This is a genomic window from Gemmatimonas sp. (assembly GCF_021298855.1).
In the GTDB taxonomy this organism is placed as follows: Bacteria; Gemmatimonadota; Gemmatimonadetes; order Gemmatimonadales; family Gemmatimonadaceae; genus Gemmatimonas.
The window spans coordinates 53,587-70,488 of record NZ_JAJTHI010000052.1 but is presented as its reverse complement, the minus strand read 5'-3'; the positions used below and the strand labels follow the sequence as shown (position 1 = coordinate 70,488).

The following is a 16,902-nucleotide window of genomic DNA, read 5'->3' as shown; positions in this document are numbered from 1 at the left end:
CCTCGGACCTCCGACAACCGTCAGGCCTCGGACCTCCGACAACCGTCGGGCCTCGGACCTCCGACAACCGTCGGGCCTCGGACCTCCGGCATCCATCCGGCCTCCGAGGTCGGACCTCGGCTGGCATCCGACCTCGGAGGTCCGACCTCGGAAGTCGGCCCTCGGATGTCGGAAGTCCGACCGCTACCGGAGGTCCGAGTCCCGATCCTTCCTCCGAGGTCCGAATCCGGAGGGAACCGCGAGGGCTGCTCCCCCGCGCCGTGGCATCACCCCATTCGTTTCACCGCTCCCGCGGCGCCGCGGGCATAACGGGCAGGCACATCACGTACACGTGATAGCGCTTCTCTCCCGGCGCGAGCACGCGTGCCAGATCCACGCGATCCTCGGCGTCCGTCATGAGCATCGCGTCGCCGTACACGTTGAACAGGCAATCGGCCTTGCCCATGCGGAAACGCAGCGACGCTTCGCTGGGGGCATCGTAGGGGTCGGGGGTGCGCACCCACCCCACGGCGCGCACGCGCTCGTAGAAGGCCACCGCTTCCGGTTGGACGCCGCGCACCGTGCCCCCGGCCGCCGTGATGCGACAGCCGGTGAGACGTTGCCGCGTGCGCCAGTCGTCGAGCGTGTCCGCCTCCACCACCACCGCCATGGTGCGATCGGTCGTGAGAAACGCGGCGGCGTCAACGCACAGCGGCTGTGGCGCCGGCTGAGGCGCCGGCTGTGGCGCCGGCGGCATCAACAGCAGGGCAGCGGAAAGGAGAGAGGCAACCATGCGCAGCTAATCTAGTGGTGGACCCCGGCATGCATTCGGTCACGCTGATGGGAGCACGCCCTCGCGCTTCGGACTTCCGAGGACTTCAGGCCTCCGATGTCGGGCATGCATCGGGCCTCAGAAATCCGAAGCTCTGACGCTCCGACGTCGGACGTCGGACGCCGGAGCACCGGAGCGCCGATGGGTGCCCGAGGTCCGAGGCCGGAGCGTGCGGTCGGAAGTCCGAGACCGGCGGGTCGTGGGCACGGCAATGGTCGCCGACCGTCCGCCCATTCACCGCACGCGCAACACCGCAAACCACACCGACGGGCCCGACGACGGCCCCCCGCGCCACTGCAACTCCGCCCGGTACAGCCCCGGCGCGAGCACACGCCCGGCACCGGTGCGCAGGTCCCACGTCACCGTGCCGCCGCCGTTGGTGGGCACGGCCAGTTGCAGTGCACCATCGGGGGTCGAGACCAATACGTACCCCTGCGGCGGCGTATTGGTGAAGTGCACGCGATCAGGCGCCGCTACCTGCACGCCGAACGCCGTGGCGGCAGGCGCTGTTTGCACGGCGGCCACCGGCGAGGGAAACGCCGATGCGCGGCGCACCTTCGTGTCGCTCCCTTCAACAGCCAGGAGCGCTGCGAGCGCGGTGCCATACGCCGGCTCGAGTCGTACGGCTTTCAGAAAAGCTTCCGCCGCCGGCGCCGTCTGCTGCCGGGCGAGCAGCACGAGGCCCAGGTTGAAGGAGGCGGCGGCGAGGCTCGGCTGCTCGGCCAGGGCGGCGCGGTATTCACGTTCGGCGCCGACGAGATCGCCCTCGCGATGCAACGCGTCGGCGTACTCCGCACGGATCCACGCGAGTGCCGGCTGCTGCGCCAGCGCCTGCACATACAGGTCGCGCGCCTCGTCGTCATCACCGAGTTGCAGTCTGGCACGAGCGAGGGCGCGCAGCAGCTCCGGACGCTCGTCGCCCAGCGCGCGAGCACGCTCGAAGGCCGCCACCGCGTCGGCCGCACGTCCGCGGGACTCGTGCGCCACCCCCAGCAGGAAAAACGCCTGCGGATGCGTGCGGTTGCCGGCCAGCAGCGGCTGCAGGGCGCTGGCCGCGTCGTCGAACAGCTTGCCGTTGGCGGCGAGCGAGGCGAACACCACCGTGCCCATGGCCCGGTAGAGCGGCGCCTCGGCGCCGGTTCGGTCCCGCTCGAAGTAGGGATCGATGGGACCCGCCGTGACGGGCGTCGCCGGCGTTGCCGCTGCGGCGCCAGGCACGCGAATCCAGTGATCGCTGAAAGTACCATGCGGCACGGTGCGTTCCTTCACCACCGGCATGTGGCACGACACACAATCACTTTGCGCACCATGGGCGCGCTTCGAGGCGGCAACGGGAAAGCGCGACGCGAGCGTCGCCGGGGTATGGCAGGCCACGCAGGGCTGGTTGCGCGTGGCCCGCGTGGGCGGCGGTGCGTGGGGATTGTGACAGCTGGCGCACTCGAGCGGCGCCTTGGAGCCGGCCGTGGCACGAAAGCAGGCGCTCTGGCGCAGGCGATCGGCGTGCGAGACCAGATCGATGTCACCGCCGTTCTTGTAGTAGGCGTACTGCGCCGCCAGCTGGCGGGCCGGCGTGAAGTCGAACGCGTGGCGTCCCGGCCGCAGCACCGCCACCGAGGTGTGCACATGGCACTGCTCGCACACGTCGAGGCGTCGCTCCAGCGGCAGGCGCCGCGGGTTCACGATGGTGGGGTCGAAGACACTGTCCCCCGCAACCGACGCGCCCGGCGGGGCCTCACGCCGCGCCTGCACATGCGCCGCCCCGGGGCCATGGCACCGTTCGCAGCCAATGCCCGGGCGCAGCACCGGATACTTGCCTTCGAGGTGCGGGGCGGCCTCCGGGTAGCTGGAGTGACAGGCAATGCACCGGTCGGGGAGCAGACGCGAAAAGCGCGCATTGTTGACCTCGTAACCGGGGCTGAAATCCCACCCGTGATCGGCATACCAGGTAAGGGGCAACTGAAACAGCCGCCCGTTCTCCGCGGTGAAGTAGGTGCGGGCCAGTCGACCGCTGCCCATGACGTAATCGATGCGGCGGCGCAGCTCGTGCGCCGGCCGGGCGGTATCCCCCGGTCGGGTTTCCACCTGCCAGAGCGCGCCGGCGCTATCCACCACGCGGTACGCAAACCCCGTCGGCGCGTTACGCAGCGCTTCGGCCATGGCCTGTTCCACGCGGGAGTCCGGCGTCCACGGGTGGAACGAGCGTGCCATGCTGTGCTGCGCGTACGACGCCGCCGCAGCCGCGTGGCAGGCGGCACAGGAGGAGTCGCCCACATACGCGGTGGGCGTCGCCACGTTGGCAAAGCGTGCTTCCACCGAGTCCAGGGGGGCGGCGGCAGGCGCCGACGCGGCACGCGACGATGCCGACTCGTTGCACCCCGTCACCAGCCACGCGGCCAGCACCGCCCGGACCGACCGCCGGTAGAGACCGGCCCCCATCGTCCATCCCCATTGCCTCATACTGCCTACAGTAGCGCCCGGACCGTTGCCGCGACACGCGCCAGCAGGAAGAGAACGCTGCAACGACAGGCGGGCTGGGCGCGTTACATTGACGACGGTCTTCCCTTTCGAGGCTCACATGGTTCGTCGCCTTCCGTTCGGTCTGTGCCTGGTGGCACTCACGGGCGCCTGCACGCTGCAGCGCAGCACCCCGTCCGCTCCCGCGTTCGCCCGCTCGTCGTCCACACCGGGTAGCCTGGCCGCCCGGGGCGCGAGCAGCGACGACCACCTCGCGCACATGAGTGCCGCCGACCAGGCGGCTCCCGCCCCGGCCGCCGCCGTTGGTCCGCAGGATCTCTCGCTGCCGCCCAGCAGCAACGGTGCTGCGGAACGGGTGAAGAACAGCCCGCGCCATGGCGAGTGGGTGAAGATCGCCTATGAGACCGGCTCCGCCGACTCGCTCATGGCCTGGGTGGTGTATCCGTTCAGCAAGACCGCCAGCCAGAAGGCGCCCGTGGTGGTGGTCGTGCACGAGATCTTCGGCCTGTCCACCTGGGTTCGCGGCGTGGCCGATCAGGTGGCCGCCGACGGCTTCATTGCGGTGGCCCCGGACTTCCTGTCGCGGGTCCGCGGCGGCCCCAGCACCGTGGAGCTCTCGGCCGATACGGCCCGTCGGCTCATCCAGGGGGTGAGCACGACCGAGCGCAACACCATCATCAAGGCGGCGGCCAACTACGCCATGATGCTCCCCAGCGCCCAGCCCCGGTACGCCGTCATTGGCTACTGCTGGGGCGGCACCACCACGTGGGCGCACGGGGTGAACGGCGGCGTCAAGGGCTACGCGGGCGGCGTGGCATTCTACGGGGCACCGTACACCAGAGGCGGCAGCCCGGCCACCGCAACGGCGGCGGCCGTTCCCGCGTCGGTAGATGCCGACTCCCTGGCCAGGATCTCGCAGCCGATCATGCTGCTCAATGGCTCGAAGGATGCCCGCATCGCCGCACTCATGCCGGCCATCGACTCCGTGATGAAAGCGCAGAAGAAGACGTACACCGGGGTGAACTACGACGGTGCCGTGCACGGGTTCCTGCGGGCGCAGAGCGACCCGCGCGCCGCCAACCGCGACGAATCGGAAGAGGCCGCGAATCTCGCAGCGACCAGAGATGCCTGGCCGCGCACCGTCGCCTTTCTGCGCAAGCAACTTGGCGTGAAGTAAACGTCCCCGTCACGCAGGGCGTCGCCGTCACGCAGCGCTTTCAGCAGGCCGACGAGCGCTTCGGCGGCCAGCAGCGCGGAGAGCGAGGCCAGTGCGCCGTCCGGACTTTCGAGATTGATGCCGGGCGCGCGGTACAGGCCCCACCGTGATGCGGTGCCGGCGAGGAGCAGATCCACCGTGGGTACGCCCAGCGCCGCGGCCGCGTGGGCAACACTGGTATCGGGCGTGAACAGGGTATCGGCGGCAGCCACGAACGCGAAGGCCTCGCGCAGCGTGCGTGTGGGCACGTAGTTGCCACCGCACATCGTGGCGAGCGTTTCCCCGAGGGGGCGTTCGTGGGGCGCCGACATGATCGCCACCCGCAGGTAGGGGTCGACGTCCCGCGCCGCCTTGATGACGCACGCGTACGACGCGAGCGGCCAGCGCCGCGCGGGCTTGCCGGCGGAAATGTTCACCAGCAGACGCACGTCTTCGGCCCGGCCATGCACGCGGTCCCAGAGCCGCTCGCCCTCCGCGAGTTCGTCGCCATCCAGCACCAGCACGGGGGTCGGGTCGACGACGTCGTGGCGGAACGGAGTTACCAGCTGGGCGAGATGATCGACGATATGCGACTCGAGCGGGAGCGCCGGCGTGGCCGGCGTGAGAACCGCGTCGAGGCCACGGCCACCCGCCCCCACCCGACGCACCGCGCCGGACGCCAGCATGAGCAGCAGGGTGGTGACCGAGGGGGCCGTGGCCATGCAGTCCACCACCACATCGTAGCGCTCCGCACGCAACGTGCGAATGAGCGGCCACACCGTGCGCCAGCGTCTGCGGTTGAGCACGTGGACGGTACACACGTGCGGTTCGCGGGCCAGCACCGCCGCATTCTCGGGGGACGCCAGAACATCGAGGGCCACCGCGGGCGCGCTCCCGATGGCTCGCAGCACACCGGTGGTGACGATCATGTCGCCAATGCGATCGGGGCGCAGGAACAGCACGCGGTGTGTGACCGGGGCAGCGGCGGCGGCACGGGGCCGTCGGTCGGCCCACCGGTCCTGCAGCCAGAGGATGCCCGTGAGGGCGCGCACGACCTGACGCCGCCACCAGAGTTCGAGCCGGCGCCCCAGCGGGTCGCGGGCGAATCGGTCAGCAGCCATGGGGACCACCAGGAAGAACGGGCATTTTTCATAGTAACACTGTTATTTTAATGACGCCAGAACCTTCTATAGACTCCCGTCCGACAAGCGTCCTACAGCTTGTGCGTCGAGAGCAACAAGCTGGTCTCGGTGTTTGCCACGCCCTTCACCTTCCCGATCCGCCGCAGCACCTCGTCGAACTCCTGCAGCGTGTCGGTGGCGAGTTCGGCCACGATGTCCCACCGGCCATTCGTGGTGTGCAGCGCCCGCACCTCGGGCAGGCCACGCAGCGTCCGCAGCACCTGATCGGCGTCTCCCTCGGTGCGCACCATGGTCACCGCCCGAATGCGATGCGAGGCGGCCTCCGGCGTGGTCCGCACGGTAAACCCGAGCAGGACCCGGTCCTCCAGCAGACGGTCGATGCGGTTCTGCACGGTGCCCCGGGACACCTTGAGCTGGCGGGCGAGGGTGGCCACCGGCAGGCGGGCATTCTCCCGCAGCAGGGCAATGAGACGGGTGTCGAGGTGATCCATGTCGCGAGTGGGTGGTGGACGAGGCCAGGCGGGACGCCGGCGGCGACGTCCCGCTCAATGCTTCTTTGCGCAATGTGCCGCTTTTCGCTGATGAAATGCCAGGTTTCTTGCAATAATCGCGCAGTTTTCTGTCTTGTTGCTGACAGGGCAATCGCCGCATCGTGCCTCGCATGCACACCACCCCGTTGCACCCCGCCCGAACCGTCCGGCTGATCGGCGTCCCCATCGATCTGGGGGCGGCCCGCCGCGGCGTGGACATGGGCCCGTCGGCCATGCGGCTTTCGAGCCTCGTCCAGCAACTCGAGCGGCTGGGGCTCACCGTCCACGACGCCGGCAACGTGCCGGTACCCGACCGCGCGCTCCTCCCGGCCACGCCCGCTGCCCGCCTCCAGGCGATCACGGCCGTCTGTGCCGACGTGGCCGACCGCACGGCCGCCGCCGTTCGCGAGGGCATCACGCCGCTCATGCTGGGGGGGGACCACTCCCTCGCCGCGGGCTCCGTCGCTGGTACCGCGACGGCCCTGCACGAACGCGGGGAACGCGTCGGCCTCATCTGGCTCGATGCCCACGCCGACCTCAACACCCCGCAGACGACACTCAGCGGCAACGTGCACGGCATGCCGGTGGCGCACCTGCTGGGGCTCGGCGATCCACCGCTGGCGCAGCTCAGCAGCGCCACGCCCGCCGTGCGGCCGCAGCATCTGGTGTACGTGGGGCTCCGCGACCTCGACGATGCCGAGAAGGCCACCATCCGTGACCTCGGCATCCGCGCCTTCACGATGCGCGACATCGATGAACGCGGCCTGCGCGCGGTGATGGATGACGCGGTGACCATCGCGACCACCGGCACCGGCGGTTTTCACCTCTCGTGCGACGCCGACTGGGTGGACCCGCAGGAGGCCCCCGGCGTGGGCACCCCCGTGCGCGGGGGAGCCACGCTGCGGGAGGCGCACCTCGCCATGGAGATCATTCACGACACCGGCGCCCTGCGCGCCATGGATCTCGTGGAAATCAACCCCATTCTCGACGCGCGCAACGCCACGGCGGAACTCGCGGCCGAGCTCATCGCCAGCGCCTTCGGGCGCCGCATCCTCTGACGGTTCACCTGTCGGTTCATTGCCGGGAGCTTCCATGATCGCCACCGCCACCATCAGTCCCACGAGCGACTTCATCGCGCGCGAAGACGCGTGGGGGGCCCACAACTATCATCCGCTCGATCTGGTGATCGCCGAGGCGAAGGGTGCCTGGGTCACGGATCTCGAGGGTCATCGCTATCTCGACTGTCTCAGTGCGTACAGCGCGGTGAACCAGGGCCATTGCCATCCGCGGTTGCTGCGCGTGATGATCGAGCAGGCCGCACGCGTCACCCTCACGTCGCGCGCCTTCCGCAACGATCAACTGGGCGGCTTCTGCGAGGAGCTCGCGCACTACTGCGGCATGGAGATGGTCCTGCCGATGAATACCGGCGCCGAAGCCGTGGAAACCGCGATCAAGGCGGCACGGCGGTGGGGGTACCGCACCAAGGGGATCGCCGATGGCGAGGCGCAGATCATCGCCTTCGAACACAACTTCCACGGCCGCACCACCACGCTCGTGGGATTCTCGAGCGAGCCGGCGTACCGCGCGCAGTTCGGCCCGTTCGCGCCGGGATTCGTGCTGGTGCCCTTCGGCGACATAGAGGCCGTGCGCCGCGCGATGACGGGCAATACCTGCGCCGTGCTCTTCGAGCCCATCCAGTGCGAAGCGGGGGTCCTGATGCCGCCGGCGGGGTTCGTGCGTGAGTTGGCCGCCCTGTGTGCCGAGCGCAACGTGCTGCTCATGGCCGACGAGATCCAGACGGGGCTGGGGCGCACGGGCGCGCGCTTCGCCTGCGATCACGAGAGCGTCACGCCCGACGTGTACATCCTGGGCAAGGCGCTTTCCGGCGGCTTCTATCCGGTGTCTGCGGTGGTGTCGCGCCGCGAGGTGCTGGGCGTGTTCGACCCCGGATCGCACGGCAGCACGTTCGGCGGCAACCCGTTGGGGTGCGCGGTGGCGCGCGAGGCACTGCGCATCGTGCACGACGAACAGCTGGTGGCGCGCTCGGCGCGGGAGGGCACGTGGCTGCTGGCGCAGCTGCGCACCCTCGAGCACCCGGCGATCAAGGCCGTGCGGGGCCGTGGCCTCATGTGCGCGATCGAGCTGCACGTGCCCGCACGTCCGTACTGCGAGGCGCTGCAGCAACGCGGCGTGCTGTGCAAGGAGACCCACGGCACGGTGATTCGGCTGAGCCCACCGCTGGTGGTGTCGCGGGAGGATCTGGCATGGGCGATGGAACAGCTGCGGGCGGTGTTCGCGGCGTGACAACGGTCGGGGTCTGACGCAGACGGCAGACGGCAGGAACCACAGGTCGCAGACGGCAGCGTGCGGGGATGCGGCAGAAGAACGGGCGCGACCGCTATGCGGCGCGCCCGATTTCCTTTGCCGTTTCCTATCGGGGGCGCCGCGCAGCGGTCGCCCCCGTTTCGTTCTACCACATCCCTGCCGTCTGCGACCTGTGGTTCCTGCCGTCTGCAGTCTGCTGTTGAAGCACAGGCCATCACGAACGCGTGCCCCCGCTATCTCGGAATGTTCGGGTTGCCGTTGAGCTCGTTGATGGGCAGCGGCCAGCAAGTGATCGTTTCGTTGTATACCTGCCCCGACGTGCTGCCGGGGTACGGTCCCTTTGGAAAGAGATCAACATTGTAGTACTGCCGGTAGCGCCGGAGATCACCCAGACGGTGACCGTCGAGGTAGAAGTCGCGGCTACGCTGGTCCCGCAACTCCGCCATGAGCGCGTCGCCTGAAAGTGTCACCGGTGCCTGCAGGCCGGCCGCCCGCCGTTCGTTGACGAAAGCGAGCGTGGCCTGGGTCGGCCCCGCCGCCTCGGCCACGATGTAGCGCGCCTCGAGACCGCTGGCGAGGCGCAGCGACATAATCGGCGCGAAATCGGCCCCCGCCACGGTGTTGTTGAAGGTGCTGTACGACGGCGGGGACAGCGGTGTGTTGGCACGCCCTGCCGGGGCCACGACACGCGGCACGCGCGGGTCGCCGGCCATGGCCAGGAAGGGCGTGTTCAGCATGAACGCGTTGCTCCCCAGCGTGAGGCGCTCGAACACGCGATTGCGCTGGCCGGTCGTGTTGTCGCTGTAGTACGCGCGGAAATCGAACGTGGCCGGCACCGCCGAAGCGAAAGTGCTGGCCTGCGCCCGGTCGTTGCGGTTGAGCGCCGCGCGCGCCGCCCCGACTCGAGCGAAATTGAGCACCGAGTCCGTTGCCAGCAGCGCGTTGTTGTTCACCGGGGTCTGCGACGACACGAAGGTACGCGCCGCCTGCGCAATGGCGACCGCCTCCTGGAAGCGTGTGATGGCATCGGCGAACATCTCCGACGACGTCTTGGGGACACCCACGTTGATGGGCGTCGTGCACATCGTCTCACCGAGGGCGATGTAGCTGTACCCCTCGTAAGCCAGGGCACGCGCCACGCGCAGGTCCCGGGTGGCGCTGTCCCCCAGCAGTGACTTGAGACGACGCGCCCCATCCTCACCCAAATAGCGCGCGCGCTGCATGGGCGCGTAGATGAAGGCGTTGATATACGTCATGTCGCTGAACAGCTCACGCCGGTCGATCTGGCCTTCTTCCACGAACACGGCGCGATTGAACAGCTCGTCGGTGAACTGGGCATTCCAGTAGGTCATGTCGGTCCACGCCTGTTGGAAGCCGAAGATCGGGCCGTTGGCGATGAGCCCCACATACGCCGGATTGCTCACATCCTGCACTTCAACCGCCCCGGGATTCTCCGCCTGCAGAAAATCGTTGCAGGCCGTAGCGGTCCCAATGGCCAGCACGCCCAGCGCCAGGAACGCCAGGCGACGGCGACGGGATCGAATCGGTGTCGTCATGTCGTCGGCTCTCAGAACGTGAGGTTCATGGCGGCCGTCCAGCGCCGCATCATGGGCATGGCGTAGGCGTCGACGCGCACGAAGTTGCGTCCGCCGTACGAATTCACTTCGGGGTCCACGCCGGAGTAGTCACTCCAGATGGCGAGGTTGCGCCCCGAGATGGTGAAGGAGGCCGTGGAGGCCTTGGTGGCGCGCAGCCAGCGCTGCGGCAGATCCATCGAGATCGAGAGCTCTCGCAGCTTGAGGAAGTCGGCGGGTTCGATCCACTCGGGGGACACGCTGGTGCTGCGATACACCGCCAGCTCCTTGAAGAGCACCGTGTCCGCCGCCGTCTGCGGGAAGCGGGCCCGGGGGTCGTTTACGCGGGCGCAGTTGTCGTTGGCCGCCTGGCAGCGATTGCGCTCCTGCAGATTGAAGATGTAGTGCCCGCGCTTCGCATCGAGCAGCGCATACACGCGGAAGATTTTGAACACGGTGAAGGTGTTCGCCCAGTTCCACTCCAGCGTGGGCGTGGACGGGCCGATGTAGCGCCGCGCCGTGTCGCCAGGGTTGAACTGCGCGGCACCGGTGGCCGTGAGCAGCGCCGAGCCATCGGCAGCGCGCAGCGGCGGCGTGACCCAGTAGCCGCCCAGCGGGAAGCCCACCCGATGCTGCTGCACCGATCCGTAGGCCTGCCCACCCGGCGTTTCCACGATGCGCCCGGGAATCCCGAAGCTCAGCAGCTCGTTGGTGTTGGTCGCGATGTTGAGGCGCGAGTCCCACGAGAGGTTGCTGCGCTGGATCACCTTGCCGGTGAGCCCCAGTTCAATGCCGCTGTTGCGCACGGCACCGAGGTTGGTGAGCTGCGTGCTGATGAACCCCGATGACGGCGGCACCGACACCGCCTGCAGCATGTCGGTCGTCTTCTTGTTGTAGTACGTGAAGTCGATGCCGATCCGCTCGTCGAACATGGCAATGTCGGCGCCCACCTCGAGCTCTTCGCCGCGCTCGGGCTTGAGGTCGGGGTTGCCGAACGCGGCCGTGCGGATGGCGGAGCCGGTGGTGGTCCCCAGCGTCACGCGATCGACGGTGTAGGTCTGCGGCGCGGAGAAGGCGCCGGGAGCGCGACCGGCCTGCCCCCAGGCGGAGCGGAACTTGAAGGTGTTCACCTTGAGGCTGCGCAGGCGCTCCTGCAGCGCCGGTTCGTCGCTCAGCACATAAGAGACCGAGAACTTGGGATAGACGATGAGGTCGAAGTTCGTGCCGAAGCTCGAGTGGTCGTCGGCACGGACCGCGCCCGTGAGGAACAGGCGGTCGTTCCACCCCACTTGCTGCTGCACGAAATAGCCCACCGAGTTGTTCTCGCTGAACGACTCACCGCCCACCGAGCGCTGCAGCAGATTGACCAGCGTCACGTCGGGCGCACCGATGCCGATGCCGGTAGCGCTCAGCACCGACGACTGGTCGGACACGACCTGGCTGCCGAACGTGGTGGTGAGCGCGTAGCGTCCCACCGTCTTGTTCACGATGCCGGCGTAGTCCAGCGTGAGCAGGTCACGCGTGGGGGTGCGGCGCAGGTTGGCACCGGTGGCCGCATCGGGGTCCTGCCCCACGTCGATGTCACCCGGCAGGAAGAGCAGCTGCGCCTGCGTGATGGTGCGGTCGAAGCCCACGGTGAGCCGGTTGCGGAACCATGACACCGGCGCGTAATTGCCGGTCACGCCCATCGTGTAGCGCTGGTAATCGGTGAAATTCTGGTAGTTGTTGGCGCGGGCCGGCGTGATGGTGCGCCAGCCAGCGTTGAGCGCCGAGTCGGCGGCCGTACTGGTGAACAGAGTCGTGCGGCCGGCGAGTCCGCGACGGGCGCTCAGCAGCAACCCGTTGGCCGACTCGTCCTGAATGGGCAGTCGCGTGCGCCCTTCCTGGTAGTTCACATTGAGCGCGAGGTCCGACTTCTCGTTCGGTGTGAAGTTGAAGTTCGAACGAATCGCTGTATTGGCGTTGTCGCTGTTGCGGAACGTCCCCTGCTCGGTGGTGCGGTCGCCGGCCACGTAGAAGGCGAAGCGGTCACCGCCGCCACGCATACTCAGTGAGGTGCGCGCCAGGTTGCCGTCGCGGATGGCCCGCGGATCCCGCGTCATGGGGTTGTCCGTGATGACGGTGTTCACCGGCAGGCCACTGCACCCGGGCCACAGGGGCGCGGGATTGGTGGCCGACACCGTGGCCGCCTGCTTGGCCGCGTCGCAGGTAGTGTAGTTGTCATCGGGGAGCAGGTTGTACTGGTTCACGCCCCGCTCACCACGCATCGTCCACTGCAGCTTCTGCTGCCCGCGGCTGCCCTTCTTCGTGATGATCTGGATGACGCCATTGGCCGCATCGGCGCCATACAGGGTGGCCGCCGCCGGGCCCTTGATCACCTCGACCGACTCGATGTCGTTCGGATTGAGGTTGTTGAGCAGCGACGTTACCTGCGACGACTGCGCGAGCCCCGCCGTCCCGGCGCCGGTCGCGGCGAACTGTCCCAGATCGGCGATGTTCATGCGGATACCGTCAATAAACACCACCGGGGCGTAGCCGCTCAGTGAGCTGGCGCCGCGAATGCGAATCTCCCCGGCCGTACCCGGTGCCCCCGACCCCGGCAGCACCGACAGCCCGGGCGCCTTGCCCTGCAGCAGTTCACTGACGTTCGTCACCGTGTTTCGGGCCGTAATCTCCGCCGCATCGATGGTGGAGATGGAATTGCCCAATGTCTTCTTTTCCACGGCACCACCGGTGCCGGTCACCACGATCTGATCGAGCTGGGACGCGGAGACGGCAAGGGCGAAGTCGGCCCGCACTTCCGCCCCCTGCGAGACCGTCACGGTGCGGCTCTGCCGGGTGTAGCCCAGGCGGCGGACCACGAGTTCACGACTGCCCACCGGCACGTTCACCACCACGTACTCGCCGTTGGCCCCGGTGAGGCCGCCCATCTGGCTGCCGGCCACCATGATCTGGACGTCGGCAAGGGGCCGATTGGTCGCCGCGTCGGTCACCCGACCACGAATCGTCCCCTGCGCCTCGGCCGGACGGGCAGCAACGAGCGTGCACGCGATCAGCGCACCCACGCCTATTGCCACCCGTCGAGCCCTCACCCGAAACAGCTGCATTCCCACCTCCGACGGTTGACCTGATTCGTCCCGGACCAGACGGGGCCGGACGCTGCGCAACACTAGCGTCGGCGGTACGAGGTCGCCAGAGTGTGTCAGTTGCCAACGGCTGCGCGATCGGCCCGTGTGTCATGGGCGACAGCCGCACTTCCGTCTCCTCCTGACGTTTGCCTGGTCCATGTCCACCGCCCTCCCCCTGCCGGCGATTCCGCCACGTCTGCCCTCACGCGTCCTCGTGACCGGAGGCGCCGGGTTCATTGGCAGTGCGCTGGTGTGGGCGCTCAACGGACTCGGCGTCGAACGCATCGTCGTGACCGACCGGCTAGGACAGGACGAGAAGTGGCGCAACCTCGTGCCACTGCGCTTCGAGGACTATCTGGAGGCCGATGACCTCATGGCCCCCCTCGAGCGGGGCGCCCTGGGACGGTTTGACCTCGTCTTGCACCTCGGTGCCTGCTCGGCCACCACCGAGCGCGATGCCAGCTTTCTGGCCAAGAACAACTTCGAGTACACCAAACAGCTGGCGCACTGGGCGCTCGGGCACGAGGTGCGCTTCGTGTACGCCTCCAGCGCCGCCACGTACGGCGACGGCGCCCAGGGCATGGACGATGCGCACGACGAGACAGCCGCACTCACGCGGCTGAGGCCGCTCAACGCCTACGGGTACTCCAAGCATCTGTTCGACCAGTACGCCGCGGCCATGGGCGTGCTCCCCAATGTGGTCGGCCTCAAGTACTTCAACGTGTACGGCCCCAACGAGGCGCACAAAGGCGACATGCGCTCGCTGGTGCACAAGGCCTACGGGCAGATCGAAGCCACGGGCCGCGTGCAGCTGTTCCGCTCCCATCGCCCCGACTTCCGCGACGGGGAGCAGCGCCGCGACTTCCTGTATGTGAAGGATGCCGTGGCCATGACGCTGCACCTCGCCATGACGCCATCGGCGGGCGGGTTGTACAACATCGGCAGCGGCGAGGCGCATACGTGGCTGCAGCTCACGGGCGCGCTCTTCGAGGCGCTGGGTCGCGCGCCGCAGATCGATTTCATCGACATGCCCGAGAGCATTCGCGCGAAGTACCAGTACCATACGCAGGCGCGCATCGACAAGCTGCGCGCGGCGGGGTACCGCGCACCGGTCACACCGCTGGCCGACGCCGTGCGGGATTACGTGCAGGGCTATCTCGTGGGGGATCGCCGGCTCGGTGACTGAGCTTCATGGCGGCTGACCGGGCGCGATGCGCGCTGGCGCTCCTCGTCTTCGGTGTTGCGGCGTGCGGTGGTGATTCGCCGGCGCCGTCCGGCGCCGGGCCGAAGGTCTTGCGCTGGGGTGGTGACGCCGAAGGTGGCGCGCCGTTCGTGGAGGCCGACCCGTCGAATCCGTCGGTGGTCCGCGGCTTCGACGTGGAGATCGCCGAGCTCATGGCCCAGGGGCTCGGGCGTTCGGCGCGCTTTGCGCAGGTGGCCTGGGCCAGTATCGAACCGTCGGTGGCGCGCGGCGACTTCGACGTGGGCATGTCGGGGGTCGAGGACCGGTCCGAGCTGCGGGCGCGCTTCGCAGTGAGCCTGCCCTATTTCGAGTTCCGGCAAGTGCTGGCGGTGCGCACGGCCGACACGGCGCGCTACCACACGCTCGCCCAGCTGGCCGGCCGGCGCGTTGCCACGCTGGGCGCGACCGGCGCCTACCGCCTGTTGCTGGCCGCGCAACAGGAGCACGGCGTGGTGCCGGTGAGCTACGACGACGATGTGCACCCGTACACCGATCTCGTGGCCGGGCGCGTGGACGCGGTGCTGCTGGATCATGTCATTGCCGACCGCGCCCTTCGGCGCACCCCCGGGTTCATGATTCAGCCAACGGTGGTGACGCGCGGTCACTACGTGGCCCTCTTCGCGCGGGACCGTGCGGCGCTGCGCGACTCGGCAAATGCCGTGCTCGCCGCGCGGCTGCGTGATGGCACGCTGGCGGCCGTGTTCCGGAAGTGGGGCGTGTGGGATGCGGAGCAGGCGGCGTACCAGCAGCGGCTGCTCGCGTCGCTCCAGCGGGGACCGGGGTCCGGGTCCGGGTCGGGGCCGGGGTCAGAGCTGGGGTCAGAGCTGGGGTCAGAGCTGGGGTCAGAGCCGGGGTCAGAGCTGGGGTCAGAGCCGGGGTCAGAGCCGGGGTCAGAGCCGGGGTCAGGGGCGGTCGACACCACGACGGGGTGGGCGTACACGCCGTCGCTGCTGCGGGCCGCCGGAATCACCCTGGGGCTCTCCGTCGCCGCCATGCTGCTGGCCGTGCTGCTGGGGGGTGGCATTGCCGCGGGGCGCGTGTACGGTGGCCCCGTGCTGCGCGGCATGCTGGCCACCTACGTGGAGATCGTGCGTGGGACGCCGGTGCTGCTGCAGCTGTTCGTGCTCTACTACGGCCTCAGTGCCGTGGTGCGGCTCCCGGCGCTGCTCGCCGCCATCATCGGTCTTGGACTCAACTATGCCGCCTACGAGTCGGAGATCTACCGCAGCGCCCTGCAGAGCGTGCCGCGACTGCAGCTCGAGGCAGCGCGCACGCTGGGGCTTTCGGAGTGGCAGGTGTTCCGCTTCGTACGCGGCCCCCAGGCGCTGCGATTGGCACTCGCCCCCATGACCAACGACTTCGTGGCGCTGCTCAAGGACTCGTCGCTGGTCAGCGTCATCACCGTCGTGGAGCTCACCAAGCAGACCGCCATCTACGCCACCAACGTGGGGAGCTGGCTGGTCCCGGGGCTGGCGTGTGGTGCCATGTACCTGGCCATGTCCCTGCCGCTGTCGCGCCTGGCGCGTCGTCTGGAGGCGCGATGGAACCGGTGAGCTCCACGCCGCCACTGGCCGCCGGCCTGCTGCTGCAGGTGGCGCAGCTCCGTCTCGCACGCCGGCACGCCGGGGCCACGCAGGAGGTGCTGCGCGATATCTCGCTCGACCTCGCCCCGGGGCGCGTGTGCGCGCTCATGGGAGTGAGCGGCGCGGGCAAGAGCACCGTGCTGCGGACGATCGTGGCGCTCGAGCCGTTCGACGCCGGACACATCGCGATGGATGGCGTGACGCTCACGCCCGGGCCACTGCCGCGCGAGTCGGCGTTGCGACAGCTGCGCCGCACGGTGGGCATGGTGTTCCAGCAGCACGCGCTCTTCCCGCACCTCACCGTGCACGAAAACGTCGCGCTGGCGCCCGTACACGCGCTCGGGGCCACCCGCGAGCACGCCGGCGGCGTGGCCGACGCGCTGCTCACGTCGCTGGGCGTGGCCCATCGCCGGGCAGCCTATCCCGACCAGATCTCCGGCGGCGAGGCGCAGCGCGTGGCCATTGCCCGCGCCCTGGCGCTCGATCCGCCGCTGCTGCTCATGGACGAGCCCACGGCGGCGCTCGATCCCGCCCGCCGCGGCGCACTCGCCGACACCCTGCGCGCGCTCGCCGCCGCCGGGCGCACGCTGCTCCTCACGACCCACGACATCGACTTCGCGAAAGCGGTTGCCGACGACGTGATCATCATGGCGCACGGAGAGATCGTGGAACGTGGCCCCGCACGTCACGTGCTGGAACAGCCTCGGCACGAGGCCACGCGCGCACTGCTGCGGTTTGGGGAGCGGTAGGGTCGGAGTTGCGGTCGCGGCCGTGCGCACCGCGGGCCCACGGAGATCACCGAGGAGGTGAGAAGAAGCACGGCACGATCGATATGGGCGTTCGCCTCATTTCGATGGTCGGATCAATCGGATGGGTCGGATTTCCGGAGGTCGGAC

General features: G+C 68.9%; 11 protein-coding genes and 1 pseudogene. 6 read left to right on the top strand and 6 right to left on the bottom strand.

The features are described 5' to 3' along the window. Positions 1 to 280: 280 nt before the first annotated feature. A complete protein-coding gene (locus tag LW840_RS14730) occupies positions 281 to 772 on the bottom strand; it encodes a hypothetical protein (protein WP_291266235.1) in 492 nt (163 codons plus the stop codon). A gap of 273 nt (positions 773 to 1,045) precedes the next feature. Next, positions 1,046 to 3,268, bottom strand: coding sequence for a tetratricopeptide repeat protein (locus LW840_RS14725; RefSeq protein ID WP_291277250.1), 2,223 nt, complete (start codon positions 3,266 to 3,268; stop codon positions 1,046 to 1,048). Between the two features lie 118 nt (positions 3,269 to 3,386). Here LW840_RS14725 and LW840_RS14720 point away from each other — a divergent pair, with 118 nt between their 5' ends. Then, positions 3,387 to 4,463: a dienelactone hydrolase family protein gene (locus LW840_RS14720; RefSeq protein WP_291266237.1), complete on the top strand. Its 1,077-nt coding sequence runs from the start codon at positions 3,387 to 3,389 to the stop codon at positions 4,461 to 4,463. A gap of 137 nt (positions 4,464 to 4,600) precedes the next feature. On the opposite strand, the pseudogene LW840_RS14715 reads toward LW840_RS14720, so the two are convergent. Beyond that, positions 4,601 to 5,410: pseudogene (locus LW840_RS14715) on the bottom strand (glycosyltransferase family 9 protein); the annotation flags it as partial. A 284-nt stretch (positions 5,411 to 5,694) separates the two neighbouring features. Then, positions 5,695 to 6,114 carry an Lrp/AsnC family transcriptional regulator gene (locus LW840_RS14710; protein WP_291261280.1) on the bottom strand — a complete coding sequence of 140 codons (420 nt, stop codon included), beginning with the start codon at positions 6,112 to 6,114 and terminating at the stop codon, positions 5,695 to 5,697. A gap of 170 nt (positions 6,115 to 6,284) precedes the next feature. Here LW840_RS14710 and rocF point away from each other — a divergent pair, with 170 nt between their 5' ends. Both rocF and rocD read left to right on the top strand, forming a co-directional pair. Then, positions 6,285 to 7,211 (top strand): arginase, encoded by a 927-nt coding sequence (gene rocF, locus LW840_RS14705; protein ID WP_291266238.1) that lies wholly within the window; start codon positions 6,285 to 6,287, stop codon positions 7,209 to 7,211. A 34-nt stretch (positions 7,212 to 7,245) separates the two neighbouring features. After that, positions 7,246 to 8,457 carry an ornithine--oxo-acid transaminase gene (gene rocD, locus LW840_RS14700; RefSeq protein ID WP_291277249.1) on the top strand — a complete coding sequence of 404 codons (1,212 nt, stop codon included), beginning with the start codon at positions 7,246 to 7,248 and terminating at the stop codon, positions 8,455 to 8,457. Between the two features lie 254 nt (positions 8,458 to 8,711). On the opposite strand, the gene LW840_RS14695 is transcribed toward rocD, so the two are convergent. Together LW840_RS14695 and LW840_RS14690 are read right to left on the bottom strand one after the other, a co-directional pair. Further along, on the bottom strand, positions 8,712 to 10,034 hold the full coding sequence (locus LW840_RS14695) for a RagB/SusD family nutrient uptake outer membrane protein (protein ID WP_291277248.1): 1,323 nt from the start codon (positions 10,032 to 10,034) through the stop codon (positions 8,712 to 8,714). An 11-nt stretch (positions 10,035 to 10,045) separates the two neighbouring features. Then, positions 10,046 to 13,117 carry a SusC/RagA family TonB-linked outer membrane protein gene (locus tag LW840_RS14690; RefSeq protein ID WP_291273826.1) on the bottom strand — a complete coding sequence of 1,024 codons (3,072 nt, stop codon included), beginning with the start codon at positions 13,115 to 13,117 and terminating at the stop codon, positions 10,046 to 10,048. Between the two features lie 220 nt (positions 13,118 to 13,337). Here LW840_RS14690 and rfaD point away from each other — a divergent pair, with 220 nt between their 5' ends. From rfaD to LW840_RS14675, 3 genes are read left to right on the top strand one after another with little or no spacing between them, the layout of a single operon-like run. Beyond that, complete coding sequence (gene rfaD, locus LW840_RS14685; RefSeq protein WP_291277247.1) at positions 13,338 to 14,366, top strand: ADP-glyceromanno-heptose 6-epimerase; 1,029 nt, start codon at positions 13,338 to 13,340, stop codon at positions 14,364 to 14,366. A 5-nt stretch (positions 14,367 to 14,371) separates the two neighbouring features. Continuing rightward, on the top strand, positions 14,372 to 15,976 hold the full coding sequence (locus tag LW840_RS14680; protein ID WP_291277246.1) for an ABC transporter substrate-binding protein/permease: 1,605 nt from the start codon (positions 14,372 to 14,374) through the stop codon (positions 15,974 to 15,976). Next, positions 15,973 to 16,755 carry an ATP-binding cassette domain-containing protein gene (locus LW840_RS14675; protein WP_291277245.1) on the top strand — a complete coding sequence of 261 codons (783 nt, stop codon included), beginning with the start codon at positions 15,973 to 15,975 and terminating at the stop codon, positions 16,753 to 16,755. The genes LW840_RS14680 and LW840_RS14675 overlap by 4 nt, the downstream gene beginning before the upstream one ends. Positions 16,756 to 16,902 lie beyond the last annotated feature (147 nt).

Excerpts from the sequence above, each read along its gene's own strand:
- LW840_RS14730 (WP_291266235.1), bottom strand. The coding sequence starts at position 772 with ATGGTTGCCTCTCTCCTTTCCGCTGCCCTGCTGTTGATGCCGCCGGCG.
- LW840_RS14725 (WP_291277250.1), bottom strand. The coding sequence starts at position 3,268 with ATGAGGCAATGGGGATGGACGATGGGGGCCGGTCTCTACCGGCGGTCG.
- LW840_RS14720 (WP_291266237.1), top strand. The coding sequence starts at position 3,387 with ATGGTTCGTCGCCTTCCGTTCGGTCTGTGCCTGGTGGCACTCACGGGC.
- LW840_RS14710 (WP_291261280.1), bottom strand. The coding sequence starts at position 6,114 with ATGGATCACCTCGACACCCGTCTCATTGCCCTGCTGCGGGAGAATGCC.
- rocF (WP_291266238.1), top strand. The coding sequence starts at position 6,285 with ATGCACACCACCCCGTTGCACCCCGCCCGAACCGTCCGGCTGATCGGC.
- rocD (WP_291277249.1), top strand. The coding sequence starts at position 7,246 with ATGATCGCCACCGCCACCATCAGTCCCACGAGCGACTTCATCGCGCGC.
- LW840_RS14695 (WP_291277248.1), bottom strand. The coding sequence starts at position 10,034 with ATGACGACACCGATTCGATCCCGTCGCCGTCGCCTGGCGTTCCTGGCG.
- rfaD (WP_291277247.1), top strand. The coding sequence starts at position 13,338 with ATGTCCACCGCCCTCCCCCTGCCGGCGATTCCGCCACGTCTGCCCTCA.
- LW840_RS14680 (WP_291277246.1), top strand. The coding sequence starts at position 14,372 with ATGGCGGCTGACCGGGCGCGATGCGCGCTGGCGCTCCTCGTCTTCGGT.